A 23,735-nucleotide genomic window follows, 5' to 3' on the forward strand; every position below is an offset into this window, starting at 1 on the left:
TATTAATCTATATATTTTAAATATATCTTATGAAAAAAACTATTAGTATTAATATTCTCCAACCAAATTAGATTAGCTGAGTTGTCTTATCCTTAAAATTAAATATACCACTCTGTTTATAAAATGTTTTAATACCTATAAGTAAACTAATAAAAGACAGTATACTTAAAATACTTAACATAAACCCAATAGATGGCTGCAAACTAGAAGCTATAATACTTACTAAAAAAACTCCTCCCATCTGTATAGAACCATAAAAAGATCCTGCTATTCCTTTCATATTATCGAATAAACTCAATGCACTTGCAGATGAAATAGGTAAAATAAACCCACAACCTAAACAAAATAATCCAAAAAGAATCAAAAGATTAACTAAATTTATAAGATTTGATAAGTATAAAATCCCTAATACAACACAAGCGCTCGACATCATAAATAAGCCTAATAATAAAATTATCTCTTTCTTTATATTTGAAGATATAAGTGCTGACATTAAAATACGTGAGAAAATCATTACAACCATTAACAAAGTCGAAATTATACCAAATGTTGCCGCGGTCAAGTGATAATCATCTATCAATATAAATGACCCAATCACATCAAAAATAACTCCTCCAGATAAAGCTGAAATATTTAAAATCATATATGTCCAAAACATTTTATTTTTTGTGATAGTCAAATAGCTTCTGATTAAATGGTTTATATGCATAGCTTTATGATTTTTTTCCTTATTTGTTTCAGGAAATAAGAAAATAATAAAAATACTCAAAACAATTGCAAAAATAAACATAAATACAAAACTAGCTTGCCAGCCAAAATGAACTTGAAAAAAACCTCCAATAACTGGCGATATAGCTGGAGCCATTGAAAAAAATATACTCATCCATGCAACCACTTTTAAAAACTGCTCTTTTGTAAAAGAATCTTGAACAACTGTTTTTGCCAAAGTAATTAAAGCTCCTACACCAAAACCTTGTATAGCTCTACTTATAATTAAAAAAGTAATCGATTGTGATACAAAACATGATAATGATCCAAGAGCAAATATTATACTTCCTAACAATATAATTGGCTTTCTACCATATTTATCAGATGCTGGACCATAGATAAGCTGAGACAAAGCCATTGTAATAAAAAAACTTGAGACAGTCATTCTAGTTAAAGAAGAGTTTGTATCAAAATAGTTTGCTATTGCAGGTAGTGATGGAGTAAACATCATAGCTCCAAAAAAATACCCGCAAGCTATCGCGATCGAGAAAGCTGTTAATGCTTTTGTTCCTAAAGGTTTTTTTCTAACAAATCTCATAACTATTAATCTTATAATCTTGAAATTATTGAACAACTGATCAATAATAATAACACCACATGATCGATCGTTCAATAGAAAGTAGCATATACTCTCTGATATAATTCTAAAAAGCTAGAATTTAAAACTTCAAAAACTATGGAAACAAAGGCAAATAATACTTTAAAAAAAATTATTAAATCAGCAAAAGCTTTATTTCTTGAAAATGGTTTTAATGGCACATCCATTAGAGATATTGCCAAAAAAGCTAATGTACAAAGCTCTTTAATCTATCACTATTTCTCAAATAAAGTTGATTTATGGAAAACAGTTAAGGAATCTTTGATAAATCAAGAGACTTTTTCCTCTATAAATGAATGTATCAAACAAGATACTTTTGATAGCTTTGTGAAAAAACTAGTTGAATCAAGATTTAAAATTCATGCAAACAATCCTGATATGTTAAAAATCTTAGATTGGCAACGTTTAGAAAAAAACTCTTCTTTAGCTGGAATTAAAAGCCAAGAAAACTTCGCGTCATTCGATCAATTAGAAGAGAAAATAAAATATTTCCAAGAAATGGGACAGTTATCAAAAGATTTTTCTGCTAAATATGTTCTTTTATTTATTTCATCTGCAACACTAGCCCCATTTATGCGCTCATATGAGCTTGATAAAGACATTTTAGAAGAGAATGATTTTGTTAAAACAACAACTACCCTTTTATTAAAAGCTTTTAAATAATAATTTATATTACTTAAAAAGAACCATTGGAGCTTATAAAATGAAAAAACTAACTATATCGATGCTATTCATTCTATCTATTACACTTGGTTATGCAAATAATCATTTTGGTAATAATCTAAAAGCATGTGGTATGACTTTTGAGCCGATAAACCTAGAAGATACTGCAAATTGGAAAAGTAAAGACATAAAAAATGACTCTCAAAGCAAGCTAAAACCTACTAAAAATAGTATTACATTTAGAACTACTAATAAAGAATATACAATCACTCCTATAACTAACAGTATGGCTAAATTGCTTCCATCTATTGGCAAATGGATGATGGTAAATACCAAAGGCTATGATAAAAAAGACTTACCAAAAAATATTGCTGCTGCTTGGGTATATTGGCGTGGTGAAAAAAGCTTTATTATTAATGGAGTATCTCAGCCTCAAAACTATACTGTTGAGCCTATAAATAGTATTTTTGTGTTAAATGGATTTACAAATGCTAAACAAGCAAATAACTATCTAATCAATATGGTTGCTAAGCTTGGATATTCAAATACAGATTCTATAAACCATAGCGGTGGTTATGGCGTATATTTTGATAATAAATTATATCCTCAATTATCTGGAACACCTACAAACACAAATCAAAAGGATGTTCCTTTCACATTTGAGAAAGATTTTAATGAATATGCAGATCATTTTAGACTTATGGGTCCATATGTAGAAGAAAAAGATAATGCAAAAACATTTATCTATGCAATATCAATCTCTCGAGAGTCTCCATGGTTTAAAGGAGATAACATAAATTGTGGTAATTTATATATGTCTTTTAATGAAGCTAAAAATGAATTGATTACAAATGTGATAAATAAATTACCAAAAGTTAAAATATATTCTGCATCCTTAGATAACTATATAAAGTCTGATAATACAAAAAATACTTCAGATACTGGTGATCATATTCAAGGTAAAAGTTTTGTGAGCGTTTTTACTGTTAATAAATAAAACTACTAAAAAACTATACTTCTATCGCTCTTAATTTTACTTTGAAATCAGAAGCATTATATATAGAGTCAATAATATCTTTTGATGTTATATCTGCTCTGATCTTTACTATAAAACATAAGTCTCTAGATCTTCTATTAAACTTATGTAGGATGCTAACTTTACTATTAACTTCTAACAGTCTTATTTCATATCCTAGTTTAAGCTCTAAATCTTGCCAAAGATCTTTAACTAACTTTTTTATATCTTCATTATAAATTTTGTTAATTACATGACTAAGATTAACTTCTTGTATTAAAGAATCTCCATACTCAGCTTTATAATGAGTTTTTATTATTGATAATAATTTCTTTACTTTATTATTCTCTTGAATTATACAATATTTACGCATAAGTAACTCCTCTTCTATAAATTACTCTTTAAGCCTAGAAAATAACTTAATCAAAGAACTTTTGAATAATTTAATTTTGCTTTCCTTGTTTTTTAGTGCCTTATTTTTTCACCTTACATCTAAAATATATCACATTTTTTGCTAAAGTGAATATTAATTGCACTTTTTTATAATTACATTATTGATTGCTTCAAATAATAATCTTATAATTATATAAAACCCAAAATACGTTGTTATTTATGTTTAAGTATTCTATAGATCTAAAACCTACTCTTAAAAAGATAGGAATGAAGCAAAAAGAACTAGCTGAAATATTAGGTAAAAGTGAAAGAACTATTAAGCATTGGGTTGCAGGTGTTAATTCTCCTGCTTATGATACGCATTTAGAGGTAATGAAAATATTAGGTATAGAGGAATCAGATACAGATAATATGTCTATCAAAGCACCTGTATTATCATATGTTCAAGCTGGTGAATTTACTCAATCATCTGATGAAATAGACCCTATAAGATATATAAACCTACCTGTTAACATGATACCTAAAAATGGTTTCTTATTAGAAGTTAAAGGTAATAGTATGAACTACGACTATAGTGATAAACAAAAACTTGATAAGAAATATGCTAAGTATTCTCTAGATGAGGGAGAAACTATTATTGTTGATCCTAATGATATAAATATTATGAATCTAGTTGGAAAAGTTATAGTCGCTAAAAACTCAGATGGTGCTACTGTTAAACTTGTATATATAGAGGATGGAAAACTGTGTTTAATGCCTCTTAATTCAGATTTTCAAAATAATGATGAAATAAAGCAACCTTCTGAAGCCGAAATTATTGGTAGAGTTGTTAATGTATTTAGAAGTTTCTAACTTTTAAATATTCCTAGCTAAAACAATTAAAGTTAAACCTAATATATATGTTATAAACATCAAAAGAATCAGCTTATTTGTACCTTTTGGTGCTTTGGCAAATTCTTTCCAAATAAATACTCCCCAGAATGCTGCTATCATTGTTGCTCCCTGACCTAATCCATAAGAAATAGAAGGTCCAGCAATACCTGAAGCTATAAAGTTCAAACAAGATCCTATTCCCCAAATTACACCACCTAAAATACCTATAATATGTAACCATGGAGTTCCTTGTGAGAAATAATCTTTAAACTTAAGCTTTTTACCAGAAATAGGGAATTTAATCATCCAACCATTGATAACAAAGTTTGATATAAAAATTCCTAATGCAAATATAAAACTAGCTGTATAAGGAGTCATTAAACCTGCTTGAGGAGTTACAAAATTACTAGATATTGACTTTATAACCAACGGATAGAAAAAGCCCATCAAAATACCCGAGATTATCGAAACTATAAATCCTTTTAGCATATTTTTGTTTTTATTATCAGAAATACGCTTATATATAACGGCATCTATTATTATTGCTGCAAACACACTTAAGACACCTAAAAATAACACTATAGGTTGACCCAATGGAGTTGCTATATAGTTTGTAATAACACCTATAACCAGAGCTAAACCTATAGCTAATGGAAATGCCACAGACATTCCAGCTATATCAATTGCTGCAACAAGAAGAATATTAGCTAGATTAAAAACTACACCTCCCATAAAGGCATAGAAAAAGCTCGCTGGTGATGCTTGAGATATATCACTAAAGAACGATCTACCTTCTGAACCAAAACTTCCCATAGTTATCGCTAATATCAAAGAAACTATCAAAATTCCTAATGCATAATCCCAATAGTACTGTTGAAAAGGCCATTCTTTTGTCGAAAGCTTTTGTGTATTTGCCCATGATCCCCAACATAGCATAGTCACTATACAAAAGAATACTGCAACACCATATGAGTGTAATACAACCATTTTAAATCTCCATTTATTATATTTTTTGTTCTAAATAAGTATTTAATTTATCTAAAGTTGGTGCTGAATTTTCTGCTCCTTCTACAGTTACAGCTAATGCTGAAGCTGTATTTGCTATTTCTATAGATTTTTCTATAGCAAAACCTTTATCTAAGCAAAAAGCTAAAACACCATTAAAAGTATCTCCTGCTGCTGTTGTATCAACTACATCAACTTTTCTAGTAGCAAAAACTTTTTGATCTTGAGCATTCTTTGATAATAAAGCACCTTTCTCACCTAACGTTACTATCACAATTTTTACACCCTTGTTGTGTAGCTCTTTTGCTGCTTGTTTAGCTGTTTCAATATCTTTAACCTCTACACCTGAAAGAATAGATGCTTCTGTCTCATTTGGTGTTAATATATCGACTTTTTGTAATAACTCTTCTGGTAGTTCTCTAGCGGGAGCAGGATTTAGTATAAAAATCTGATCTTTTGTCACCCTATTTGCTAAGTATTCAATTGTTTCTAGTGGTGTTTCTAACTGTGTTAGAATAACTTTCGAAGACTGTATTTTTTGGATATGTCTATCTATCACTTTTTCATCTAATTTAGCATTAGCTCCCATTACAACATTGATAATATTCTGACCCATTTTATCTACAGAAATAAAAGCTAACCCTGTATTACTGTTAGAATCCTGGTTTATCGTTGAAATATCAAAGCCAACTTCTTTATAAAATTCTAAAAGTCTATCACCAAAGCTATCTTTACCAAGATTTGTTATAAAGCTTACATTTTCTCCAAGTCTTCTTGCTGCTACAGCTTGGTTTGCACCCTTACCTCCACAAAACTCTTCATAATCTTGACTTATAATTGTTTGACCTTTTTGTGCAAGCTCATCAACCTTTACAACAAGGTCTCTATTAGCGCTTCCTATTATAGATATCGACATTTTTCAAAAAAATTTGTTTTCAATAATTTATTATAAACTGTTACATAATTTAAGAAAATCTTTTACTTAATATGCTAAACTGAAAACACATATATTTTTTTATATGACACAATCATAAGGAGCATTTATGAAAAAAATACCTTTAGGATTAACCGTTGCAATATCTGCAACACTCTTATCATCTTGTGGATCAAACCATAAAAATCAAACCTCAACAAACTCAGAAAACTTTAAAAATGATTACTCCCAACCAAAAGAACAAAGCCAAGCAGAACAAATAAATTTAGCTTCTGTTCAAAAGCCTTCTGAAACAATTCAATCAAAAGCTAAAACTACTAAAGTTACTACGTATCCTTTAAAAATAGTAAATAACTCTAATGTCTCAGAAGATACTTATATAACTGTTGTAGATGGTACAAATATATATAAAGTTGGCGATGATGGAAGCTTAACGAAAGGTCCTTTATTAGCTAAAGCTTATTTCCAAGATTATGGAAAAAGTATTGGCAATTCTGGTGACTTTACTATAAAAATTCCAAAACCTTTTATTTCAGGAAGAGTTTATGTTTCTGTTGGACATCCTTTAGGTGGCGTTGCAACAAATGCTCCTTTCTATAGTAAATCTTCTAGCGATAGCAATTACTATATGTCTCAAGTTGTATACGATAAATTTGAGCTTACTTATAATGATCAAGGTGTATTATATATAGATCCTACGAGTGTAGACTTCTTTAGTATACCTTTAACTATGCAAAATCCTAAACCTATAAAAGCTACAGATCTAACAGAATCAGGATATCCTTTAGGAATGAGTCGTAAAGAGATTATGGATCAAGCAACTGCAAACTTCACAAAAGGAGTTTCTTCAGGCAATTTAGACACATGGAAAGATTTAATATTCGATAGTTCTGGATCTACAATACGTATTATTAGTCCTTCAGGAATAGCTACTTCTACAGGAGCTGACAATTCTCTTGGTTCTTTAAAAAATATGGCAAATAAACCCGCTGTTACCGGATCTAGTTACTTACTAGATTCTATAAAAACACCTAGTGGATCTTCTTTTTATTTACAAAACTTAATTAGCTATTATGAAAGTGCGAGTAAACATAAACTAGCCTTTGATGTAAGCCAGTTATATAGTGGTACAAAGTATCCACAAACAGCTATTTTTAAAAATGTAGTATATTTTGCTGATGGTATATCAAGTAATGCAAAATGTAGTAAACAAATAACTAGCTATGATGGACAAGGTAAGCCAATATATGGAGATTATGCAAACAGTAGTAGTTGTTGGAAGTTTATTCCAAAAGTTTGTAGTGACTTAAGTGACTTATCAAAATGTAAAGCTCCTACAAAAGGTGATCAAGCTAAATTACAAGATGAATATATTCCTATGGATTACGTTAGTTCATTTGACTTCTTTAGTCCTGGACAATGGCCTTTTGATAATAACAATATATTACCAAAAGTTTATACAACAGTTGATACTATCCAAGATAATCATCCTGCTAAAGGTCTAATAGCAGAAGGCTTATCAGCTCTTTTCTCTGCTGGGTTATTACCTGTATCAAACTCAAAAATAGAAGATACAGCGATAAGTAAGTCATCTTTAAATAAACTTGTTAATGATAACAAAGATATCTTATATAAAGATAATTCTGCAAATGGTCAATTAAAAGATAAAGGTCCTTGGTTTAGCCAATACTCTAAAGTAATACATTCAATTTGCTATGATAGTGCTACTAAAAAAGAATGTACACCATCAACATCAAGTGCTAATAAAAAATATCCTATAGTATATACGTTTGCTTTTGATGATTTCTTAGCTCAGGATGGTACTCTTACTAGTAATGTAACTAGTGGTAGCACCATTTCTGTAACTATTAATGATATGCAAGGATATCCTAAGACTAACCCTGGAAAAGCTCCTCGTCCTAGTATAAATGTAGATACTCCAGCTGTTACTTCTGGTTCTTTAGAAACTTGTAAAACAATACCTAAAGATCCTAAAAAAGTTAAAACTTGTAAATTAACAGCTACTTTTACAACAAAAAATACTCCTGATGAGATAAAAACTTATAATGTTAATCTATCTCCTATGTCCACAAATAATGGATCTCATTGCCAATATATATCTTCTAAGAAGGATACATGGACTGGATGTGGAGCAATAGCTACTAGTAATATAACAAATTCAACTGTTACGAAAATCTCTGGCCCTAAAGATGGTGTATATACATATAAAATCACATCTGAAGTTCCTAGAGATGCTTTTGAAAAAGTTGTGACAGGTGCTGTTTGGCGACACTGTACAGGTTCTACATCAAATAATGAATTTAAATATTATGTTTCTGTCTCAGATGGCAAACAGACAATAGGAGCTTTATCTCCAAACTCTTCTACTTATCATAATATTCCTGGATGTGCTCCTAGTGCAAGCTAGATATTATATTTTTCTTAAAATTTAATCTTTTTATATTTTGTAAACTAATTAGTTATATAAATTCTTTAGTTGCAATAAAAATATTGTTTAAACATTCATCAATAAATAGAATTATAATTAATCCGAATGACTCAAGTAAAATAAAACCTGTCATTCCGGACTTGATCCGGAATCTCCAAGCCAAAGTGAAGAGATCCTGAATCAAGTTCAGGATGACTGCATAATATTACACAATACAGTCGGATTGACTATAACTTCTTCTTATACAATAATGAGGAAATACAGACATTGAACTTACTTTTATTTATCACTCTTATCTTTTTAATAACAATCTTCTCAGGCTTTATCTCAGGTGTTTTTGGTGGTGGTTCAGGACTTATTAATGTACCGGGGTTTTATCTACTTTTGGATTACTATTATCCAGCGTATGATCATTTAATGCAGGTAGCCATTGCTTGTGCTGTTAGCTCTGGTGTTTTAGTTGGTTTACTTGCGACCATTAAACAACATAAATACAAACAAATTTGTTATAACACTTTGCGCTGGGCTCTTATTAGCATACTTCTAGGAGGAGTTTTTGGCGTATTTTTAGTAACTCTAATAAAAAGTAGTAATCTAAAAACTATTTTTGCTATCCTTCTTATAGTTATGGCTATATGGATGTGGCGTAAAACAAAAACCTCACTAAAAATCTGGCAAGCTCCATTAATATTAAAAATAACAAGCGCTTTTATTGCTGGAATGTGTACTATGCTTTCAGGTATATCAGTGTTTTTTGTTCCTTTACTCACAAAATGTGGTTTAGATATTCGCAAAGCTATTGGCACATCTACAGTTATTACTTTTTTTATAAGCTTAGTAATGACTATTTTCTTTATAGCTTTTGGCTTACACGCATCTAATTTACCACCATACTGTATTGGTTATCTAAACTTAATTATTGTTTTTGCAGGAATTATACCAAGCCTAATAGGTGTAAATATTGGTGTTAAAGTAACAGCATTATTTTCACATAAACATTTACAAATGATATATATTTTAATGATGTTTGTTATAGCTATAATTATGATTATTTAGATAAGAATGATAATAATTCACTAAAAAAATAATAAACTCTTATATCCTCTTCCATCTTTTATAAACTTAACCTCAGTTTTCTTTATTGATTGTTTTGTTATAAGATTGATTATGAGGTTGTAAAAGCTGATAGAAAGTCACAGATATTAGATACTTTTATTATAAAACCATTAATACAATTAGGAAAATAAAAAACATGAATAACTGCGAATCTCGATTTAATGATATATGTAAAGCATTAAGGAAATATCTATATTGTAAATGTCATATATTTATTCTTACATTTATACTAAGTGTAATAGTATTTTTTATTTTGATATCACATTTTCATACAAGTCTAATAGATATTACAGGGAGCATAATTGTATCTTTAATAGCTTTTTTCTTCATAACAGACTTAATATACCATGTAGAAAAATATATCTGTAATAATAAGAGTTTAAAGAAAGAATACTATGGCTGTGAAATAATTTTAGGTGACTGGGGTAGTGGAAAAACATACTATTTTGATAAGGAATATATTAAAGAACACATACCAGAGTATACTGGTGAAATAGAGCCATTAAGACTAAGTTGCTTTTCATATAGCAGAGAAGAATTTATAACAAAATTAGTTAACTTTAGCTTTATTAACAGATGGATATCTTTAAATGGTTTATTATCAGGGTATATACTATCTAACTGGGAAGACAAACTTCCTGAAAATAAATTAATATTTATAGATGACCTAGAGAGGTTTCCTAGTAATGAAAATTTAGTAGGTGATTTTATTGGAATTATAGAAAAATTGAAGCAAAAGAATAGAGTCGTTATAGCTTGTAACATCACAAACATTAAAATTAAACAACAAACTATCTCAGAATATTTAGAAAAATTAGTTGATTATAATCCTATAGAAATAACATTAGAAAAGCAGATTTTGTTAGGGTCAATAATAAGCGTGCTTAATAATACAATTGTGAAATATATAAGTAGTGATAGATCTGAAATTAAGGAAAAAGTACAATTATTAATAAATAAATTAGAAAGTAATAAAGACTCCCTTATAAGGTTTATAGGTTTATTCTCTGATGAAATTAAGGGCAATCCTATCAATCTAAGAAATCTTACGAAAATCTTATCAAATATATACAAACAAGAAAATTCATGTGAGATTATAGATTTAATAACAACTCATATTGAAATTACAAAAGATATAACCGAAATATATGATATAAAGAGTTGCTATAAATATTTAAAACTAAAAGATCAATTTAAGAACTATTTAGATTCACATGAAATATTGTTTAAGTACCCTAATATTCAGCATATTATGAAAGATTTTGAATTATTTAAACGTAAATATAATGAAGAAAATAAAGATGAAGACATAGAACTTCTTGAAGCACTTAAACAAGCAGATAAGTTTGATTCAGGGATGTATCTTAATGGAGCTTTTAAAGCATATATATCAAAAAAAGTGGATAATAAATATATAAATCAATTTGTAAGATTAAATGATAATATATTGATTCAGAAAATATCTTTTTCTTATATAGATAATCTTCTTAATCAAATTAATACTTACTCTAAAATTACTAAGAAAGAGTTATTGCAAGGAGTTTTTGACACTTCTACTAAAGAAAAAATGGACGATTATTTTTTTGTAAAAAATGAAGAGCAAAAAGGAACTATATCTTTATGTAAAGCAGTCTCATTTTATAATTTAGTAAAAGTAGTGTCCAGCAATAGTCATCAGGAGTTTTATTTTAACAAAATTGCTATTATGGTATTAGAATATAGTAAACATATAGCAAAATATTTAGAGTATCAACGTACTTTTTGGACTAATGTATCTAATTATTTCTCTGATAATGATCTAATATGTTTATGTCAAGAATTAACTAACTTAATGAGTCAAAATAATAATAAAGAATATGCAGCATTAAAAATTCTACGAATATTATCATTCGCACATTTTTCAGAAAAACATAACGTGATAAAGCATATTAATGATATTAATGAAATATCTCTGGTTACTAATATAATTAAAAAATATATTAATGATGATAATTTTTACCATGAAATATATTCCCAAGAATTATTGCTTGATTTACATTATGAGATAAAAAAAGTTGATGACTTAAAGATTTTTTTAGAAAAAAATAACAATGTATTAGATATAAGTTTAAGCAAAACAAATCAAATTTATAAAAATTTAATAACTAAATTAGAGAGTATTTTTAATATCCCTCCTGATTTTATTTAAAAAAAGAAATGATTACCTATAAAAAAATAATCTAATAATTCATTTTAAGAAAGTAGTTTGATAATAGATATACAAAAAACTACAACTCTAAACTCTTACTAACGATTTCAAAGACATTTTTACTTGGGTTTGATACTTTGATTCTTTCAAGTTCTTTTTTCATCAATGCTTGTCTAGCACTATCATAACGCTTCCAACTCATTAGATTACGAGCCATTCTAGCTGCAACCTGATGGTTGATTTTATCAAGCTCTAACACTGTATCAGCCATAAAAGCATATCCTAAACCATCCTTACGATGATATTGTGAGAAATTAGCACCAAAACCACCTATAAGCGAGTAAACTTTATTAGGGTTTTTAAAGTTATATGCAGGATGATTAACTAAACCTTTAACTATATCTAAAGCTGACTCATGAGAGATTTGAGCTTGAGATACTAGCCATTTATTTACAACTAAATCTTCATGCTTCCAACGGTTATAAAACTCATTGATAGCATTATCACGAACTTGTTGATCGTTAGATTTCAACAATGCTGAAAATGCTGATTGTTGATCGGTCATATTATCAGCATTTTCAAATAATTGTTGCGCTAACTCAGTACCTTGACTTTGGTCATTAGCATTCATTAGATAACTTAAACATACGCTTTTTAGCTTTCTTTTTGCTATTTGCTCAGCTGATAGGCTATATGGCTTATCATCATTACATTTTTGATATATAGCTAGCCAGTCATCTTTTAGTTTATCTGCTAACTGATTTACAACTTTTTTGCGTGATAAAACAATATCATCAACCGCAATCACAGGCATTGATTCAGCAATTGTAGATTCACTTGGTATTAGTAGAGCATCACTAATTAAAGCTTTATCTAAATCTTTATCATGTAAGATTGATTTAAAAGCATTCAAAAATTCATCACTTACATCAGATTTAGCTAAAATCATATTTGTAGCTAACTGCTGTAAAGAATCCCAACGATTAAAGGCATTATTATCGTATTTGACAATATGTAATAGTTCGTTTTCAGTACGCTTATGCTCAACCTTCACAGGTGCCGAAAAATCTCTAAACAATGAAACTACTGGCTTTGCTGAAATATTCTCAAAAGTATAAGTCTGTTTTTGTTCTTTAAGCTCAATAACCTGCTCTACTATATTTTCACCCTTTGGAGTGATAAGTCCCATTTTAACAGGTATATGAAGAGCTTGTTTTTCTTTTTGATCGGCTGTTGGTTGAGTAGTTTGCTCTAGTGTTAAACTGTAAGTTTGACTTTCTATATCATAGTTCTCAGTAACTTTAATTTTTGGCGTACCAGACTGAGCATACCATCTCTTAAATAAGCTAAAATCACGATTATTAGCATCTGCCATAGCATTTACAAAATCATCACAAGTAACAGCCTTACCATCATATCTTTCAAAATATAGTTTCATACCTTTTTGGAAACCTTCTTCACCTAATAAGGTATGAATCATTCTAATAATCTCAGCACCTTTATGATAAACCGTTACAGTGTAGAAATTATTCATCTCAATGTATGACTCAGGACGGATAGGATGAGACATAGGACTAGCATCTTCAGCAAACTGAGCACTTCTAATAATACGTACATCATCTATACGTTTAACATCTCTTGAGTTTAAATCAGAAGTAAATTCTTGATCTCTAAATACGGTTAAACCCTCTTTTAAGCTTAGCTGAAACCAATCACGACATGTAACCCTATCACCTGTCCAATTATGAAAATATTCATGACCCACAACGCTTTGAACTAATTCAAAATCCTTATCTGTAGCTGTTTTATCACTAGCCATGATGTATTTAGTATTAAAAATATTTAAGCCTTTATTTTCCATTGCACCAGCATTAAAATCAGGTACAGCTACAATCATAAATGTATCAAGATCATACTCTAGGTTAAATCTTTCTTCATCCCACTTCATTGAATCTTTTACAGCTTGCATTGCGTAGTGACATTTATCAATATCTTGTTTAAATGCATAGATCTCAAGATTAACCTTACGATTTGATTTAGTAGTAAAAGTATCTTTAATACTAGCTAAATCTCCAGCCACTAAAGCAAATAGATAACAAGGTTTCTTAAAAGGATCTTTCCATGTAGCAAAATGTAAAGTATCTGAAATATCTCCAGAATCAACTTTATCTCCATTAGATAAAATAACAGGATATTTTTGTTTATTAGCGATAATTTTAACAGTATAAGAAGACATTACATCAGGTCTATCTAGATAGTACGTGATTTTTCTAAAACCAGTGGCCTCACATTGTGTACAAAATACATCTCCTGATTTATATAATCCTTCTAAAGAGGTATTTGCAGATGGATTAATCTCAACTACAGTGTTTAGAATAAATTTTTCAGGTGCTTCATGGATAGTTAATTGATTATTATTTACATCAAAATCAGATTTTGATAAATCTTTATTATCTATTTTAATTGATAGTAATTTTAAATCTTCACCATCTAAAATTAACGAGTTGCTGTCATTATTAGCTGGATTTTTAGTAATATGTAAATCTGCTGTTACAATTGTTTTTGACTCATCCAAATTAAATGTTAGATGAGTTTCATTTATAAGATAATTACTTGGTTTATAGTCTTTTAAATATTTAATTTCAGGCTGAGACATAATAAATTTAAGTTAATTCTATTTGTCTTTAGAATAGCAGTCGCTAGGAATAGTTGCAATTATTATGCAATAAGTAAAACATTCTCAATCTAATTTAAAATTTATTTCTTGAAATCCTACAATCAGATCATATATTAAAAATTGAAAGGTGCGAAAACAAATATTTATAAGGAGAATAGATATGAGTAAAGAAATCAGATACAATCCATTTGAATTAAAACATTCGATAAATGATCTTTTTGATAACTTCTTTAGTTTCCCTAGAGAATATCACGAAGAAAAATATCTACAAAATATCCATTTAGATATAACTGAAGATGACTCTGCTTATAATATTCATGCAGATCTTGCAGGTGTAGAAGAAAAGGATATAGATATTGAATTAGATAAAAATAGACTATCTATAAAAGCTAAACGTGAGCACTCGCAAAAAGATAAAAAACATCATATACAAGAACGTTACTACGGCGAGTATCAACGTACGATAAACTTACCAGAAAATATAGATAGTGAGAATATAGAGGCTAAATATACCAATGGAGTACTAAACCTAATCATCCCTAAAAAAGAAAAAGATAATACTTCTAAGAAAATAACTATAAAATCTTAATAATTTCTAATAACTTCAAAAACTTCATTTAATTTCTTTTGATCTTTTTGACCTGGTTGTGATTCAACACCAGAGTTAATATCATAAGCTGAGCATTTTAACTCTATAGCTTTAGCTATATTTTTAGAGTTTAATCCACCAGCTAATATTATGTTATTTTTATCTTTTATAAGATCCCAATCAAACGTCTTTCCTGTACCTCCAGATTGTCCATCTATCTGAGCATCTAATAAGTGATAATCAACATTATCTAAGAAGTTAGGAATAGTTTTATCTACACCATAAGCTTTCCATATTTGACAATTTCTATGTAATTTAGATTTTAAAATATTTATATATTCTTGATCCTCATTACCATGAAGCTGAACAGCACTTAACTTTAACTTATACGATGCATCTACAACATCTTCAATACTAGCATTAGCAAAAACACCTACATAGTTTAGTTTGACTTTTTTTGTTATAGATTTTGCCATGTCAAAATCTACATAACGAGGTGATTTTTTAACAAATATAAATCCTCCGTAAACAGCTCCTGCATTATAAGCTTTTTGAGCATTTTCTACTGAAGTAAGACCACATACTTTATTAAAACCATATATTATTTTTCTAACAGCTAGTTCTAAATTACGCTCTCCCATTATAGAACTACCTACAAGAAAACCATTTACAAATTTTCTAAGTTCTCTTATTTCTTGGTTTTTATAAATTCCAGATTCAGATATAACTATAGTGCCTTTTGGTACTTTAGGAGCTAATAGGCGAGTAGTATTTAAGTCTATAGATAAATCTCTAAGATTACGATTATTTATACCTATTACTTTTGCTTTTAGGTTTATAGCTCTTTGAAGCTCTTCTTCGTTACTAGCTTCTGTAAGTATCCCCATGCCAAGACGATTAGCAACTTTAGCAAGTTTTCTATATTCAGAATCATCTAAAATAGAAAGCATCAATAATATAGCGTCAGCTTTATAATGTCTTGCTAAGTATATTTGATATTCATCTATAATAAAGTCTTTACAAAGAACAGGTTGTGTTACTTGATTTCTTACAATTTCTAAATTTGCAAAACTTCCCATAAAAAACTCTTCATCAGTTAATACTGATATAGCATTTGCATAATTTTTATATACTGAAGCTATTTCATTTAGATCAAATTTTTTACGAATAAGACCTTTAGAAGGAGAGCCTTTTTTACACTCTAAAATAAATACAGCTTTTTCTGAAGTCAAAGCATCATAAAAACTTCTATCTGTTTTAGTAACTTCATCTTTAAAAACATCTAAAGGAAAGAGTCTTTTTTTAGCAAAAAGCCATTTTCTTTTTGCTTCAACAATTTTTGCTAATATAGTTTCCATATTTATTAATCTTTTTATTTAATTTTTAGTGATATTTTAAACGAAAAAAATATAAAAGTTTATTTTTTATACTTATGAATTTATTTATATTTTATTAGATATACTCTACATTTATTTCTACAAAATCTTCAATAGGATTATACCTATCAAAATCTGCTTTATAAGCTCTTTTTTTAGAATTATCATTCCAAATTTCTTGCCATTTTTCTATTGCAGCATCAGGAAGATCTCCTTCTACTCTAAAAACTTCATGGTTTAACTCAATATTAACTGAATTTAAGCCTGTTGGCACATCAAAATTATCATCTACTTCATAACCTATTAGCAAAGTATATGGCGCTGTGTGATCGCCTTCATATTCATAATAAACAGATATTATATCTTGTGATAGATTTTGACCATTAAGATACTCTAAAACTTCACTATTAAAAAACAATTCCCATGCTTGCTCAAGCAAGTCATCTCTATCATTTGAAACTTTCGTTGATACGCCTACTATTTTCATATTTTCCTACAATTTTATAAAAATTATTATAATTAACTAGCTTTTATCTAGTTAAACATTCTGCATAGCTAGATGGTATATCAAAAGGTACTACATTACTATATTTCCAGTTTATATTTTTCCATACTTTATTTACTGTCTGATCACGCCCACAACCTGTACGATAATAACAATATCTTTTAGGATTTTTATAATGATAATCTTGATGATATTTTTCAGCTTCATAAAATTTTGTCGATGGCAAAATCTGTGTATATACTTTTTTATTATTTTTATTAAATACTTGTTTTAACTCTTTTGTAACTGCTTCAGCAATATCTTTTTGATTATCATTCATATAATAAATTGCAGATTGATACTGCTTACCTTTATCACAAAACTGACCTTTTGAATCAGTAGGATTTATACGACGATAAAAATATTCAACAAGCTCTTTATAACTTATTTTTTTAGGATCATATATTACCTCTACAGATTCTTTATAGTTTGTAGTCCCTGAAGATACTTTTCTATATGTTGGATCTTTCTGCTGACCTCCATCATATCCAGAAACAACCTTTATAATACCATTATGACTTAAGCCTTCATGTTTTTGCATATATTCAAAATCTGACTCTAAACACCAAAAACAACCGCCTGCAAAAACAGCCTTATCGTATAAAAAATTACTATTAGCTGAGAAACCTAGACTACACAATAATAAAGATAAACTATAAATTATTTTTTTCATGACCTACTTCCAAAACTTATAACATCTTCTAAAGTTTTAAAACATTTACCAGATTTAATCAACTCTAAAACATATTGAGTATTTTGTTTAATATCGTTTTTATCATAAAGCTTCATCAACATAGCTACATTAATAGCAACTGCAGCATTATGAGCATCTTTACCTTTACCTAAAAGTATTTGCTTTATTATATTTTTATTATATTCAGGTAAACCACCTTCTATATCTTTTATAGTAAATTTATCTATACCAAAATCTTGTGTTGAAACTATATATTCTTCTATTTGTTTATCTTTAATTTCTGCAACATTAGTATCACCATGTATAGCAACCTCATCTAAACCACTACCATGTACAACTAATGCTCTTTGTATCCCTAAATTGATTAAAGTTTTTGCCATTGGCAAAATTAAATCTTTAGAATAAACACCTATAACTATTTTATTTGGTTTTGCTGGATTTATTAAAGGCCCAAGAATATTAAAAATAGTTCTAGTTTTTAAAACTGATCTAGCTTGTTTTACATATTTAAACCCAGAATTATAAAAAGGCGCAAATAAAAAACCTAAATTATTTATTTGTATAGATTCTTTTGTTTTTTCTGGAGATAACTCTATATTTACTCCAAAAGACTCTAAAAGATCAAAAGACCCTGATTTACTTGATACACTTCTACTACCATGTTTAGCTACTTTATAACCTGCTGTAGCTGCTACTATAGCTGATGTTGTAGAGATATTGATAGTATTATAACCATCTCCTCCAGTACCTACTACATCTACAAGATCTTCTTTAATTTCTGGAAAACCTCTTGTATTATCAACCAAAGCTTTAGCTGCAGCTGCTATTTCTAAAGGCGTTTCTTTTTTTAATTTAAGAGCAGTTAATATACTAGTCTGCAAAGCTAACTCAATTTCACCTTTAATGAAAAAATCAAATAACTGATAACTTTCCTGGTAAGTTAGATCTTTTGAATCATATAATTTATCAACTATTTTTCTTAAGTCATTCATTGCTGCACCCATTTAATTACATTATCTAAAAGTTTAGAACCATGTATTGTCATTATAGATTCAGGATGAAATTGTAAACCACAAACTTTATTTTTATCATCCACTACAGCCATAACAAGATCATTAACTTCTGCTATAATTTCTAATCCAGTAGGGACTTTTACCCCTACCAATGAATGATATCTTGCAACAGTTAATGGAGATTCTAGATCATTAAATATAGTATGTTTATTATGTTTTACTCTAGCTATCTTACCATGTACTATTTCATTAGCATGAGAGACTATCCCACCATAAGCCTCTATTATAGCTTGATGTCCTAAGCAAATACCTATAATAGGAATTTTGCCTTTTATCAAAGAAATTAAATCTACTATACATCCTGCATTAGCTGGACTACCAGGACCTGGCGAAATAACAACTATAGGATTTTCTACAGAGTTAATCTTATCAAGTAAAACTTCTAGATATAAATTGTTCCTATATACTTCAACATTATTTCCTAAAACTTTAAACTCATCGACTAAATTATAAGAAAAAGAATCAAAATTATCTATAAATATAATATTTGCCATTAGCTACACTCCATGTACATTTTTAATAGCTGATATTACAGCTTGTGCTTTAGTTCTAGTTTCATCAGCCTCTGCTATTGGTATAGAATCTAAAACTACACCTGCTCCTGCTTGGATTTCTGCAACATTATCTTCAACATAAGCAGAACGAATAACTATACAACTATCCAAATCACCGTAACCATTTATATAACCTACAGCTCCACCATATCCACCTCTTGTTTGTTTTTCAACTTCAGAGATTAATTGCATAGCTTTTATTTTTGGAGCTCCTGTTAATGTACCCATATTCATAGATGCTTGATAAGCATGAAGAGCATCTAAATCATCTGCAAGCTGGCCAACTACTCTAGAAACTAAATGCATAACATGACTATATCTATCAACTTTTAGAAGATCTGCTAAATATCTAGTACCTGTTTTTGATATCCTCGCCACATCATTTCTAGCTAAATCAACTAGCATCATATGTTCTGCATTTTCTTTTGTATCTAATCTAAGTTCTAATTCTATTCTACTATCTAAATCAGGATTAATACTTCCATCAATATTTTTACCACGTCTACGTGTACCTGCTATTGGATAGATTTCAACTTGGTTAGTGTCTTTTTGATATTTTAAAGCACTTTCTGGTGATGCACCAAAAATTATAAAATCTTCATCTTGCATATAAAACATATATGGACTTGGATTTGTACGTTTAAGTTCTTTATAAACTTCTAAAGAATTTTGACATGGCAAAAAGAAACTTCTAGATGGTACAACCTGAAATATATCTCCATCTATAATATGAGATTTTAATTGATCTACAATATTACAAAAATCCTTATCATTTATTGATTCTTTTACTTTTAGATTATTAAATTTCTCAATTTTTATATCAGTATTATTATTTATATTTTCTTTGATAAATTTAATGTCATTATCTAGTTCATTAATATTATTAGCATTAAAAATATTAGTTTGAATAAAAGTTTCTTTCTGCTGATGATCACTAACCATAATAGTATCAGCTAAATAAAATACATAATCAGGACATTTATTCTTACGTTTTACATCACCTATATATTCAAAATTACCGACTACATCATATGCAAAAAGTCCTGCTAAAAATATACTAAACTCATTAGATATCTTAAAACTTTCTTTTATTAATCTTAAACCATCAAAGACAGATTCTTTTTTAAGATTCTCATGTTCATTAAGATTACTATCTTTTTTAGTATCAAAAGTTAAAACTAATTCAGTATTACTATAATTAGCTTGTATCGTATTTTTTACTCTATCTTTTATAGTCTTTAAGGCAGCTTCGCCATTTTTAGATAAAGACTTTATAAAAACTTTATCTCCTATACATGAAACTCTCAAAGCACTATTTAATACTAAAATACTTTTAAGTTTATCTTTTGTATCTATCTCTGCTGATTCTAATAAAATAGTATTTTTTTTATCTGTACATAAATTAGCAAAACATCTATTTAGATCTTCTTGGTAATCTATTTTATGGATATTTGATACTAAAAAGCCTTTTTGACCTTCTTGTTTAGATTTTTTTGTATCTGACATTACTTATCCTACTAATTTTTTAATTTTATTTTCCAAATATCTCTTTTATTTTTATAGAGCATTCTTTCAAAGCATTTGAGCATCTTGTTACAGTACAAATACTTATTTTTAAACTTTTCGATATTTCTCTTTGAGATTTATCTTTTTTTATAAGCTCTTTTGTTAACAATACCCTTTTATTTAATTGCTCTTTTTCTTCTTTAGTTAATAAAAAATCACAGATAGTTTCTATATCTTGAGATTTTTCATTTTGAGCGAGAATTTCCATTAATTCCTTCCAGCCACTATCTGATGATGTCATAAAAATAAAGTTTCAATATTTTGTAATTATGTAATGGTACACAGATACATAGAAAATATCAATAATTAAAGTAAGTATATAAATAATATTATATATAAAAGATTTTTTCATTATTTAAGCTTCATCATGCTCAATTTCAATAATAATGTATGGTCTAGTATAAAAATTTCAAAAAAACTCCATATATAGCTTTTATAAGCTAAATTACTAATTATTAATAAAGATATACATCATATAAAAAATAAATTTGAATAAAATATAAAATAATAAATTAAGGTCTAAATCGTATCAGAAGTAAAAAGGGGAAAACTGAGTTTTAAGAAATAGACCTTAATGAGAATATGGCGGAATGGACGGGACTCGAACCCGCGACCCCCTGCGTGACAGGCAGGTATTCTAACCAAACTGAACTACCACTCCGTATTTATGGTGCCGACTGCCGGAATCGAACTGGCGACCTACTGATTACAAGTCAGTTGCTCTACCTATTGAGCTAAGTCGGCGACTATGAGAAGTATTATATATCGTTTTCGAATACTGTCAATAATATTTTTGTATTTTTTTCTAATTTAATGGAATTATGTCATATTGATTATATATATGATTATTTTCAGCTTTTAAATGAATATTTTTTTGTATATCTAACTCTAATTCTGCAAGCCATATAGATTCTTCCCTTTCAATATAATCAATTATTTTCTTCGAAGATATTAATAAAAAATTATTATAATTTGGATAATTTATAGCTTCAGATTTTATTTCTCTAAAAATATCATAACAAAGAGTTTGAAGCGTTTTTACACTTCCTTTGCCATTACAATGCTCACAAGGTTCACATAAAGTCCTTGCTAAGCTCTCTTGAACTCTTTTACGCGTCATTTCGACCAATCCTAGCTCTGATATATCACTTACACTAGTCTTAGCCTTATCAAGTTCTAATTCTTTCTTTAAAGCCTCTAAAACTTGATTTTTATTTGATTGATCCATCATATCGATGAAATCAACTATAATTATACCTCCTAGATTTCTTAATCTAAGCTGTCTAGCTAACTCTTTTGTAGCTTCTAAATTTGTTTTAAATATAGTCTCTTCAAGATTTTTAGTACCAATAAAACCTCCTGTATTTACATCTATGGTTATCATTGCTTCAGTTTGTTCTATTATCAGATAACCTCCAGATTTTAAATAAACTTTTTTATTTAAAGCTTTATTTATCTCATTTTCTATATCAAATTCTTCAAAAATATTATGCTTTTGATAAAGTTCTATTTTATCTCTTAAACCAGGCACATATTTATCAGCAAACTGACAAATTTCTTTGTATGAGTCAATATTATCTACAAGAATCTTATTAGGATTATCATTAGCAAAAATATTTATCGTCTTTATTATTAAACTAAAGTCTTCATAAACAATACCAGGTTTTATAATAGTGCTTGAAATATCTAAAATATCTTGCCATAAAGTATTCAAAAATTTTATATCACTTTCTAATTCTTCAAAACTTGCTCCTTCTGCAGCTGTTCGTAATATGTAACCTCGTGGATTTTCACTTTGTGTTATTTTTTGAATAGAATCTAACAATCTTTGTTTTTCTTCTTCTTTATTTATTTTTAATGAAATTCCTATATGATCTAGATCTGGTAAAAAAACTAAAAATCTCGAAGATACTGATAAATGTGAAGTTAATTTAACTCCTTTATTACCAATACTTTCTTTTACTACTTGGACTAAAACTTCTTGTCCTTCACGTAGCCATTTATTGATATCTTCAGTATTTAATTTTTTTAACTTAAAATTTTCATCTGTTTCACTGTAATCTCTTTCTAAAGGAATGACTTCAGATAAATGTAAGAATCCAGCTTTCTCTAAACCTATATCAACAAAAGCTGCTTGCATGCCTGGTAAGACTCTTATTATTTTTCCTTTGTAAATATTTCCAACTATCCTTTTTTGATTATCTCTTTCTATTAATATTTCTTTTAAAATATTATTTTCTTTAACTGCTATTCTTTGTTCATATTTATTTATATTTAGAAAAATTTCTGTATTTAAAGACATTTAGAAAAGATTTTAAATTTTTATTAACATTTATTATAAACAAAAAATTTTTTTTTTATATTTTTCATACTTTTTTCTTTTATCTATTTATATAAAGTATATTTTTCTTTTTTTATATTATTATTTATTATGTGTATAAAAAAGTGTTGATAACTCTCTAAAAAGTCGATTTTAAAAGGTTTTTAAGATGATGAAAAAGAATGTATAAGGATGTAAAAAGAACATAAAAAGAATATGAATAAAAATGTGGATAAAATATAATCAGAATTATCAACAAAAATATCAACATATTTGTGAATAAGTTAATAAACAAGAGGTTGAACAAAAAATAAACAAATTAATTAACAGAATTATCCAC

General features: G+C 28.2%; 20 protein-coding genes and 2 tRNA genes. 7 read left to right on the plus strand and 15 right to left on the minus strand.

Annotation, left to right across the window (positions count from 1 at the left end; translation table 11 throughout):
• Positions 1-67: 67 nt before the first annotated feature.
• Entirely contained in the window at positions 68-1,306 is a 1,239-nt protein-coding gene (locus tag F7310_RS10270) for a Bcr/CflA family efflux MFS transporter (RefSeq protein WP_072713475.1), read from the minus strand.
• Positions 1,307-1,444: 138 nt separating this feature from the next.
• Here F7310_RS10270 and F7310_RS10275 point away from each other — a divergent pair, with 138 nt between their 5' ends.
• Both F7310_RS10275 and F7310_RS10280 read left to right on the plus strand, forming a co-directional pair.
• A complete protein-coding gene (locus F7310_RS10275; RefSeq protein WP_072713476.1) occupies positions 1,445-2,029 on the plus strand; it encodes a TetR/AcrR family transcriptional regulator in 585 nt (194 codons plus the stop codon).
• A gap of 40 nt (positions 2,030-2,069) precedes the next feature.
• Positions 2,070-3,026: a hypothetical protein gene (locus tag F7310_RS10280; protein WP_072713477.1), complete on the plus strand. Its 957-nt coding sequence runs from the start codon at positions 2,070-2,072 to the stop codon at positions 3,024-3,026.
• Positions 3,027-3,039: 13 nt separating this feature from the next.
• On the opposite strand, the gene F7310_RS10285 is transcribed toward F7310_RS10280, so the two are convergent.
• On the minus strand, positions 3,040-3,417 hold the full coding sequence (locus F7310_RS10285; RefSeq protein WP_072713478.1) for a hypothetical protein: 378 nt from the start codon (positions 3,415-3,417) through the stop codon (positions 3,040-3,042).
• A 239-nt stretch (positions 3,418-3,656) separates the two neighbouring features.
• Between F7310_RS10285 and F7310_RS10290 the strand changes: the two genes are divergently transcribed.
• Positions 3,657-4,289 (plus strand): LexA family protein, encoded by a 633-nt coding sequence (locus F7310_RS10290; protein ID WP_072713479.1) that lies wholly within the window; start codon positions 3,657-3,659, stop codon positions 4,287-4,289.
• A 3-nt stretch (positions 4,290-4,292) separates the two neighbouring features.
• On the opposite strand, the gene F7310_RS10295 is transcribed toward F7310_RS10290, so the two are convergent.
• On the minus strand, positions 4,293-5,297 hold the full coding sequence (locus tag F7310_RS10295; RefSeq protein WP_072713480.1) for a GRP family sugar transporter: 1,005 nt from the start codon (positions 5,295-5,297) through the stop codon (positions 4,293-4,295).
• Positions 5,298-5,313: 16 nt separating this feature from the next.
• Positions 5,314-6,231 (minus strand): ribokinase, encoded by a 918-nt coding sequence (gene rbsK / locus F7310_RS10300; protein WP_072713481.1) that lies wholly within the window; start codon positions 6,229-6,231, stop codon positions 5,314-5,316.
• A gap of 127 nt (positions 6,232-6,358) precedes the next feature.
• On the opposite strand from rbsK, the gene F7310_RS10305 reads away from it, so the two are divergent.
• From F7310_RS10305 to F7310_RS10315, 3 genes are all read left to right on the plus strand, one after another.
• Complete coding sequence (locus F7310_RS10305) at positions 6,359-8,677, plus strand: beta-1,3-glucanase family protein (RefSeq protein WP_072713482.1); 2,319 nt, start codon at positions 6,359-6,361, stop codon at positions 8,675-8,677.
• Positions 8,678-8,965: 288 nt separating this feature from the next.
• Positions 8,966-9,754 (plus strand): sulfite exporter TauE/SafE family protein, encoded by a 789-nt coding sequence (locus tag F7310_RS10310; protein WP_072713483.1) that lies wholly within the window; start codon positions 8,966-8,968, stop codon positions 9,752-9,754.
• A 313-nt stretch (positions 9,755-10,067) separates the two neighbouring features.
• Complete coding sequence (locus F7310_RS10315; RefSeq protein WP_145951756.1) at positions 10,068-12,002, plus strand: hypothetical protein; 1,935 nt, start codon at positions 10,068-10,070, stop codon at positions 12,000-12,002.
• 79 nt (positions 12,003-12,081) lie between these two features.
• Here the strand turns inward: F7310_RS10315 and pepN are convergent, their stop codons facing one another.
• Positions 12,082-14,658: an aminopeptidase N gene (gene pepN, locus F7310_RS10320; protein WP_072713485.1), complete on the minus strand. Its 2,577-nt coding sequence runs from the start codon at positions 14,656-14,658 to the stop codon at positions 12,082-12,084.
• 181 nt (positions 14,659-14,839) lie between these two features.
• On the opposite strand from pepN, the gene F7310_RS10325 reads away from it, so the two are divergent.
• The gene (locus F7310_RS10325) at positions 14,840-15,268 is read left to right on the plus strand and encodes an Hsp20/alpha crystallin family protein (protein ID WP_072713486.1); all 429 of its coding nucleotides are present in this window, start codon (positions 14,840-14,842) and stop codon (positions 15,266-15,268) included.
• Here the strand turns inward: F7310_RS10325 and trpCF are convergent.
• From trpCF to F7310_RS10375, 10 genes are all read right to left on the minus strand, one after another.
• A complete protein-coding gene (gene trpCF / locus F7310_RS10330; RefSeq protein ID WP_072713487.1) occupies positions 15,265-16,626 on the minus strand; it encodes a bifunctional indole-3-glycerol-phosphate synthase TrpC/phosphoribosylanthranilate isomerase TrpF in 1,362 nt (453 codons plus the stop codon). The genes F7310_RS10325 and trpCF overlap by 4 nt on opposite strands.
• A 94-nt stretch (positions 16,627-16,720) precedes the next feature.
• On the minus strand, positions 16,721-17,131 hold the full coding sequence (locus F7310_RS10335; protein ID WP_072713488.1) for a GyrI-like domain-containing protein: 411 nt from the start codon (positions 17,129-17,131) through the stop codon (positions 16,721-16,723).
• A gap of 43 nt (positions 17,132-17,174) precedes the next feature.
• Complete coding sequence (msrA, locus tag F7310_RS10340; protein ID WP_072713489.1) at positions 17,175-17,861, minus strand: peptide-methionine (S)-S-oxide reductase MsrA; 687 nt, start codon at positions 17,859-17,861, stop codon at positions 17,175-17,177.
• Positions 17,858-18,874 carry an anthranilate phosphoribosyltransferase gene (trpD, locus tag F7310_RS10345; RefSeq protein ID WP_084645238.1) on the minus strand — a complete coding sequence of 339 codons (1,017 nt, stop codon included), beginning with the start codon at positions 18,872-18,874 and terminating at the stop codon, positions 17,858-17,860. Before trpD ends, msrA begins: the two co-directional genes overlap by 4 nt.
• Positions 18,871-19,449 (minus strand): aminodeoxychorismate/anthranilate synthase component II, encoded by a 579-nt coding sequence (locus F7310_RS10350; protein WP_072713491.1) that lies wholly within the window; start codon positions 19,447-19,449, stop codon positions 18,871-18,873. The genes trpD and F7310_RS10350 overlap by 4 nt, the downstream gene beginning before the upstream one ends.
• Positions 19,450-19,452: 3 nt before the next feature.
• On the minus strand, positions 19,453-21,015 hold the full coding sequence (locus tag F7310_RS10355; RefSeq protein ID WP_072713492.1) for an anthranilate synthase component 1: 1,563 nt from the start codon (positions 21,013-21,015) through the stop codon (positions 19,453-19,455).
• 25 nt (positions 21,016-21,040) lie between these two features.
• The gene (trpR, locus tag F7310_RS10360; protein WP_072713493.1) at positions 21,041-21,316 is read right to left on the minus strand and encodes a trp operon repressor; all 276 of its coding nucleotides are present in this window, start codon (positions 21,314-21,316) and stop codon (positions 21,041-21,043) included.
• Between the two features lie 342 nt (positions 21,317-21,658).
• Positions 21,659-21,736, minus strand: a tRNA-Asp gene (locus tag F7310_RS10365).
• A 7-nt stretch (positions 21,737-21,743) separates the two neighbouring features.
• Positions 21,744-21,819: transfer RNA gene (locus F7310_RS10370), tRNA-Thr, on the minus strand.
• 61 nt (positions 21,820-21,880) lie between these two features.
• The gene (locus F7310_RS10375; RefSeq protein WP_072713494.1) at positions 21,881-23,377 is read right to left on the minus strand and encodes an Rne/Rng family ribonuclease; all 1,497 of its coding nucleotides are present in this window, start codon (positions 23,375-23,377) and stop codon (positions 21,881-21,883) included.
• Between the last annotated feature and the right edge of the window lie 358 nt (positions 23,378-23,735).

This window comes from Francisella uliginis, from assembly GCF_001895265.1.
Classification (GTDB): Bacteria; Pseudomonadota; Gammaproteobacteria; order Francisellales; family Francisellaceae; genus Francisella; species Francisella uliginis.

Bases quoted from the DNA above. Each gene is read 5' to 3' on its own strand.
- F7310_RS10270 (WP_072713475.1), bottom strand. From the start codon at position 1,306: ATGAGATTTGTTAGAAAAAAACCTTTAGGAACAAAAGCATTAACAGCT.
- F7310_RS10275 (WP_072713476.1), top strand. From the start codon at position 1,445: ATGGAAACAAAGGCAAATAATACTTTAAAAAAAATTATTAAATCAGCA.
- F7310_RS10280 (WP_072713477.1), top strand. From the start codon at position 2,070: ATGAAAAAACTAACTATATCGATGCTATTCATTCTATCTATTACACTT.
- F7310_RS10285 (WP_072713478.1), bottom strand. From the start codon at position 3,417: ATGCGTAAATATTGTATAATTCAAGAGAATAATAAAGTAAAGAAATTA.
- F7310_RS10290 (WP_072713479.1), top strand. From the start codon at position 3,657: ATGTTTAAGTATTCTATAGATCTAAAACCTACTCTTAAAAAGATAGGA.
- F7310_RS10295 (WP_072713480.1), bottom strand. From the start codon at position 5,297: ATGGTTGTATTACACTCATATGGTGTTGCAGTATTCTTTTGTATAGTG.
- rbsK (WP_072713481.1), bottom strand. From the start codon at position 6,231: ATGTCGATATCTATAATAGGAAGCGCTAATAGAGACCTTGTTGTAAAG.
- F7310_RS10305 (WP_072713482.1), top strand. From the start codon at position 6,359: ATGAAAAAAATACCTTTAGGATTAACCGTTGCAATATCTGCAACACTC.
- pepN (WP_072713485.1), bottom strand. From the start codon at position 14,658: ATGTCTCAGCCTGAAATTAAATATTTAAAAGACTATAAACCAAGTAAT.
- F7310_RS10325 (WP_072713486.1), top strand. From the start codon at position 14,840: ATGAGTAAAGAAATCAGATACAATCCATTTGAATTAAAACATTCGATA.
- trpCF (WP_072713487.1), bottom strand. From the start codon at position 16,626: ATGGAAACTATATTAGCAAAAATTGTTGAAGCAAAAAGAAAATGGCTT.
- F7310_RS10335 (WP_072713488.1), bottom strand. From the start codon at position 17,131: ATGAAAATAGTAGGCGTATCAACGAAAGTTTCAAATGATAGAGATGAC.
- msrA (WP_072713489.1), bottom strand. From the start codon at position 17,861: ATGAAAAAAATAATTTATAGTTTATCTTTATTATTGTGTAGTCTAGGT.
- trpD (WP_084645238.1), bottom strand. From the start codon at position 18,874: ATGAATGACTTAAGAAAAATAGTTGATAAATTATATGATTCAAAAGAT.
- F7310_RS10350 (WP_072713491.1), bottom strand. From the start codon at position 19,449: ATGGCAAATATTATATTTATAGATAATTTTGATTCTTTTTCTTATAAT.
- F7310_RS10355 (WP_072713492.1), bottom strand. From the start codon at position 21,015: ATGTCAGATACAAAAAAATCTAAACAAGAAGGTCAAAAAGGCTTTTTA.
- trpR (WP_072713493.1), bottom strand. From the start codon at position 21,316: ATGACATCATCAGATAGTGGCTGGAAGGAATTAATGGAAATTCTCGCT.
- F7310_RS10375 (WP_072713494.1), bottom strand. From the start codon at position 23,377: ATGTCTTTAAATACAGAAATTTTTCTAAATATAAATAAATATGAACAA.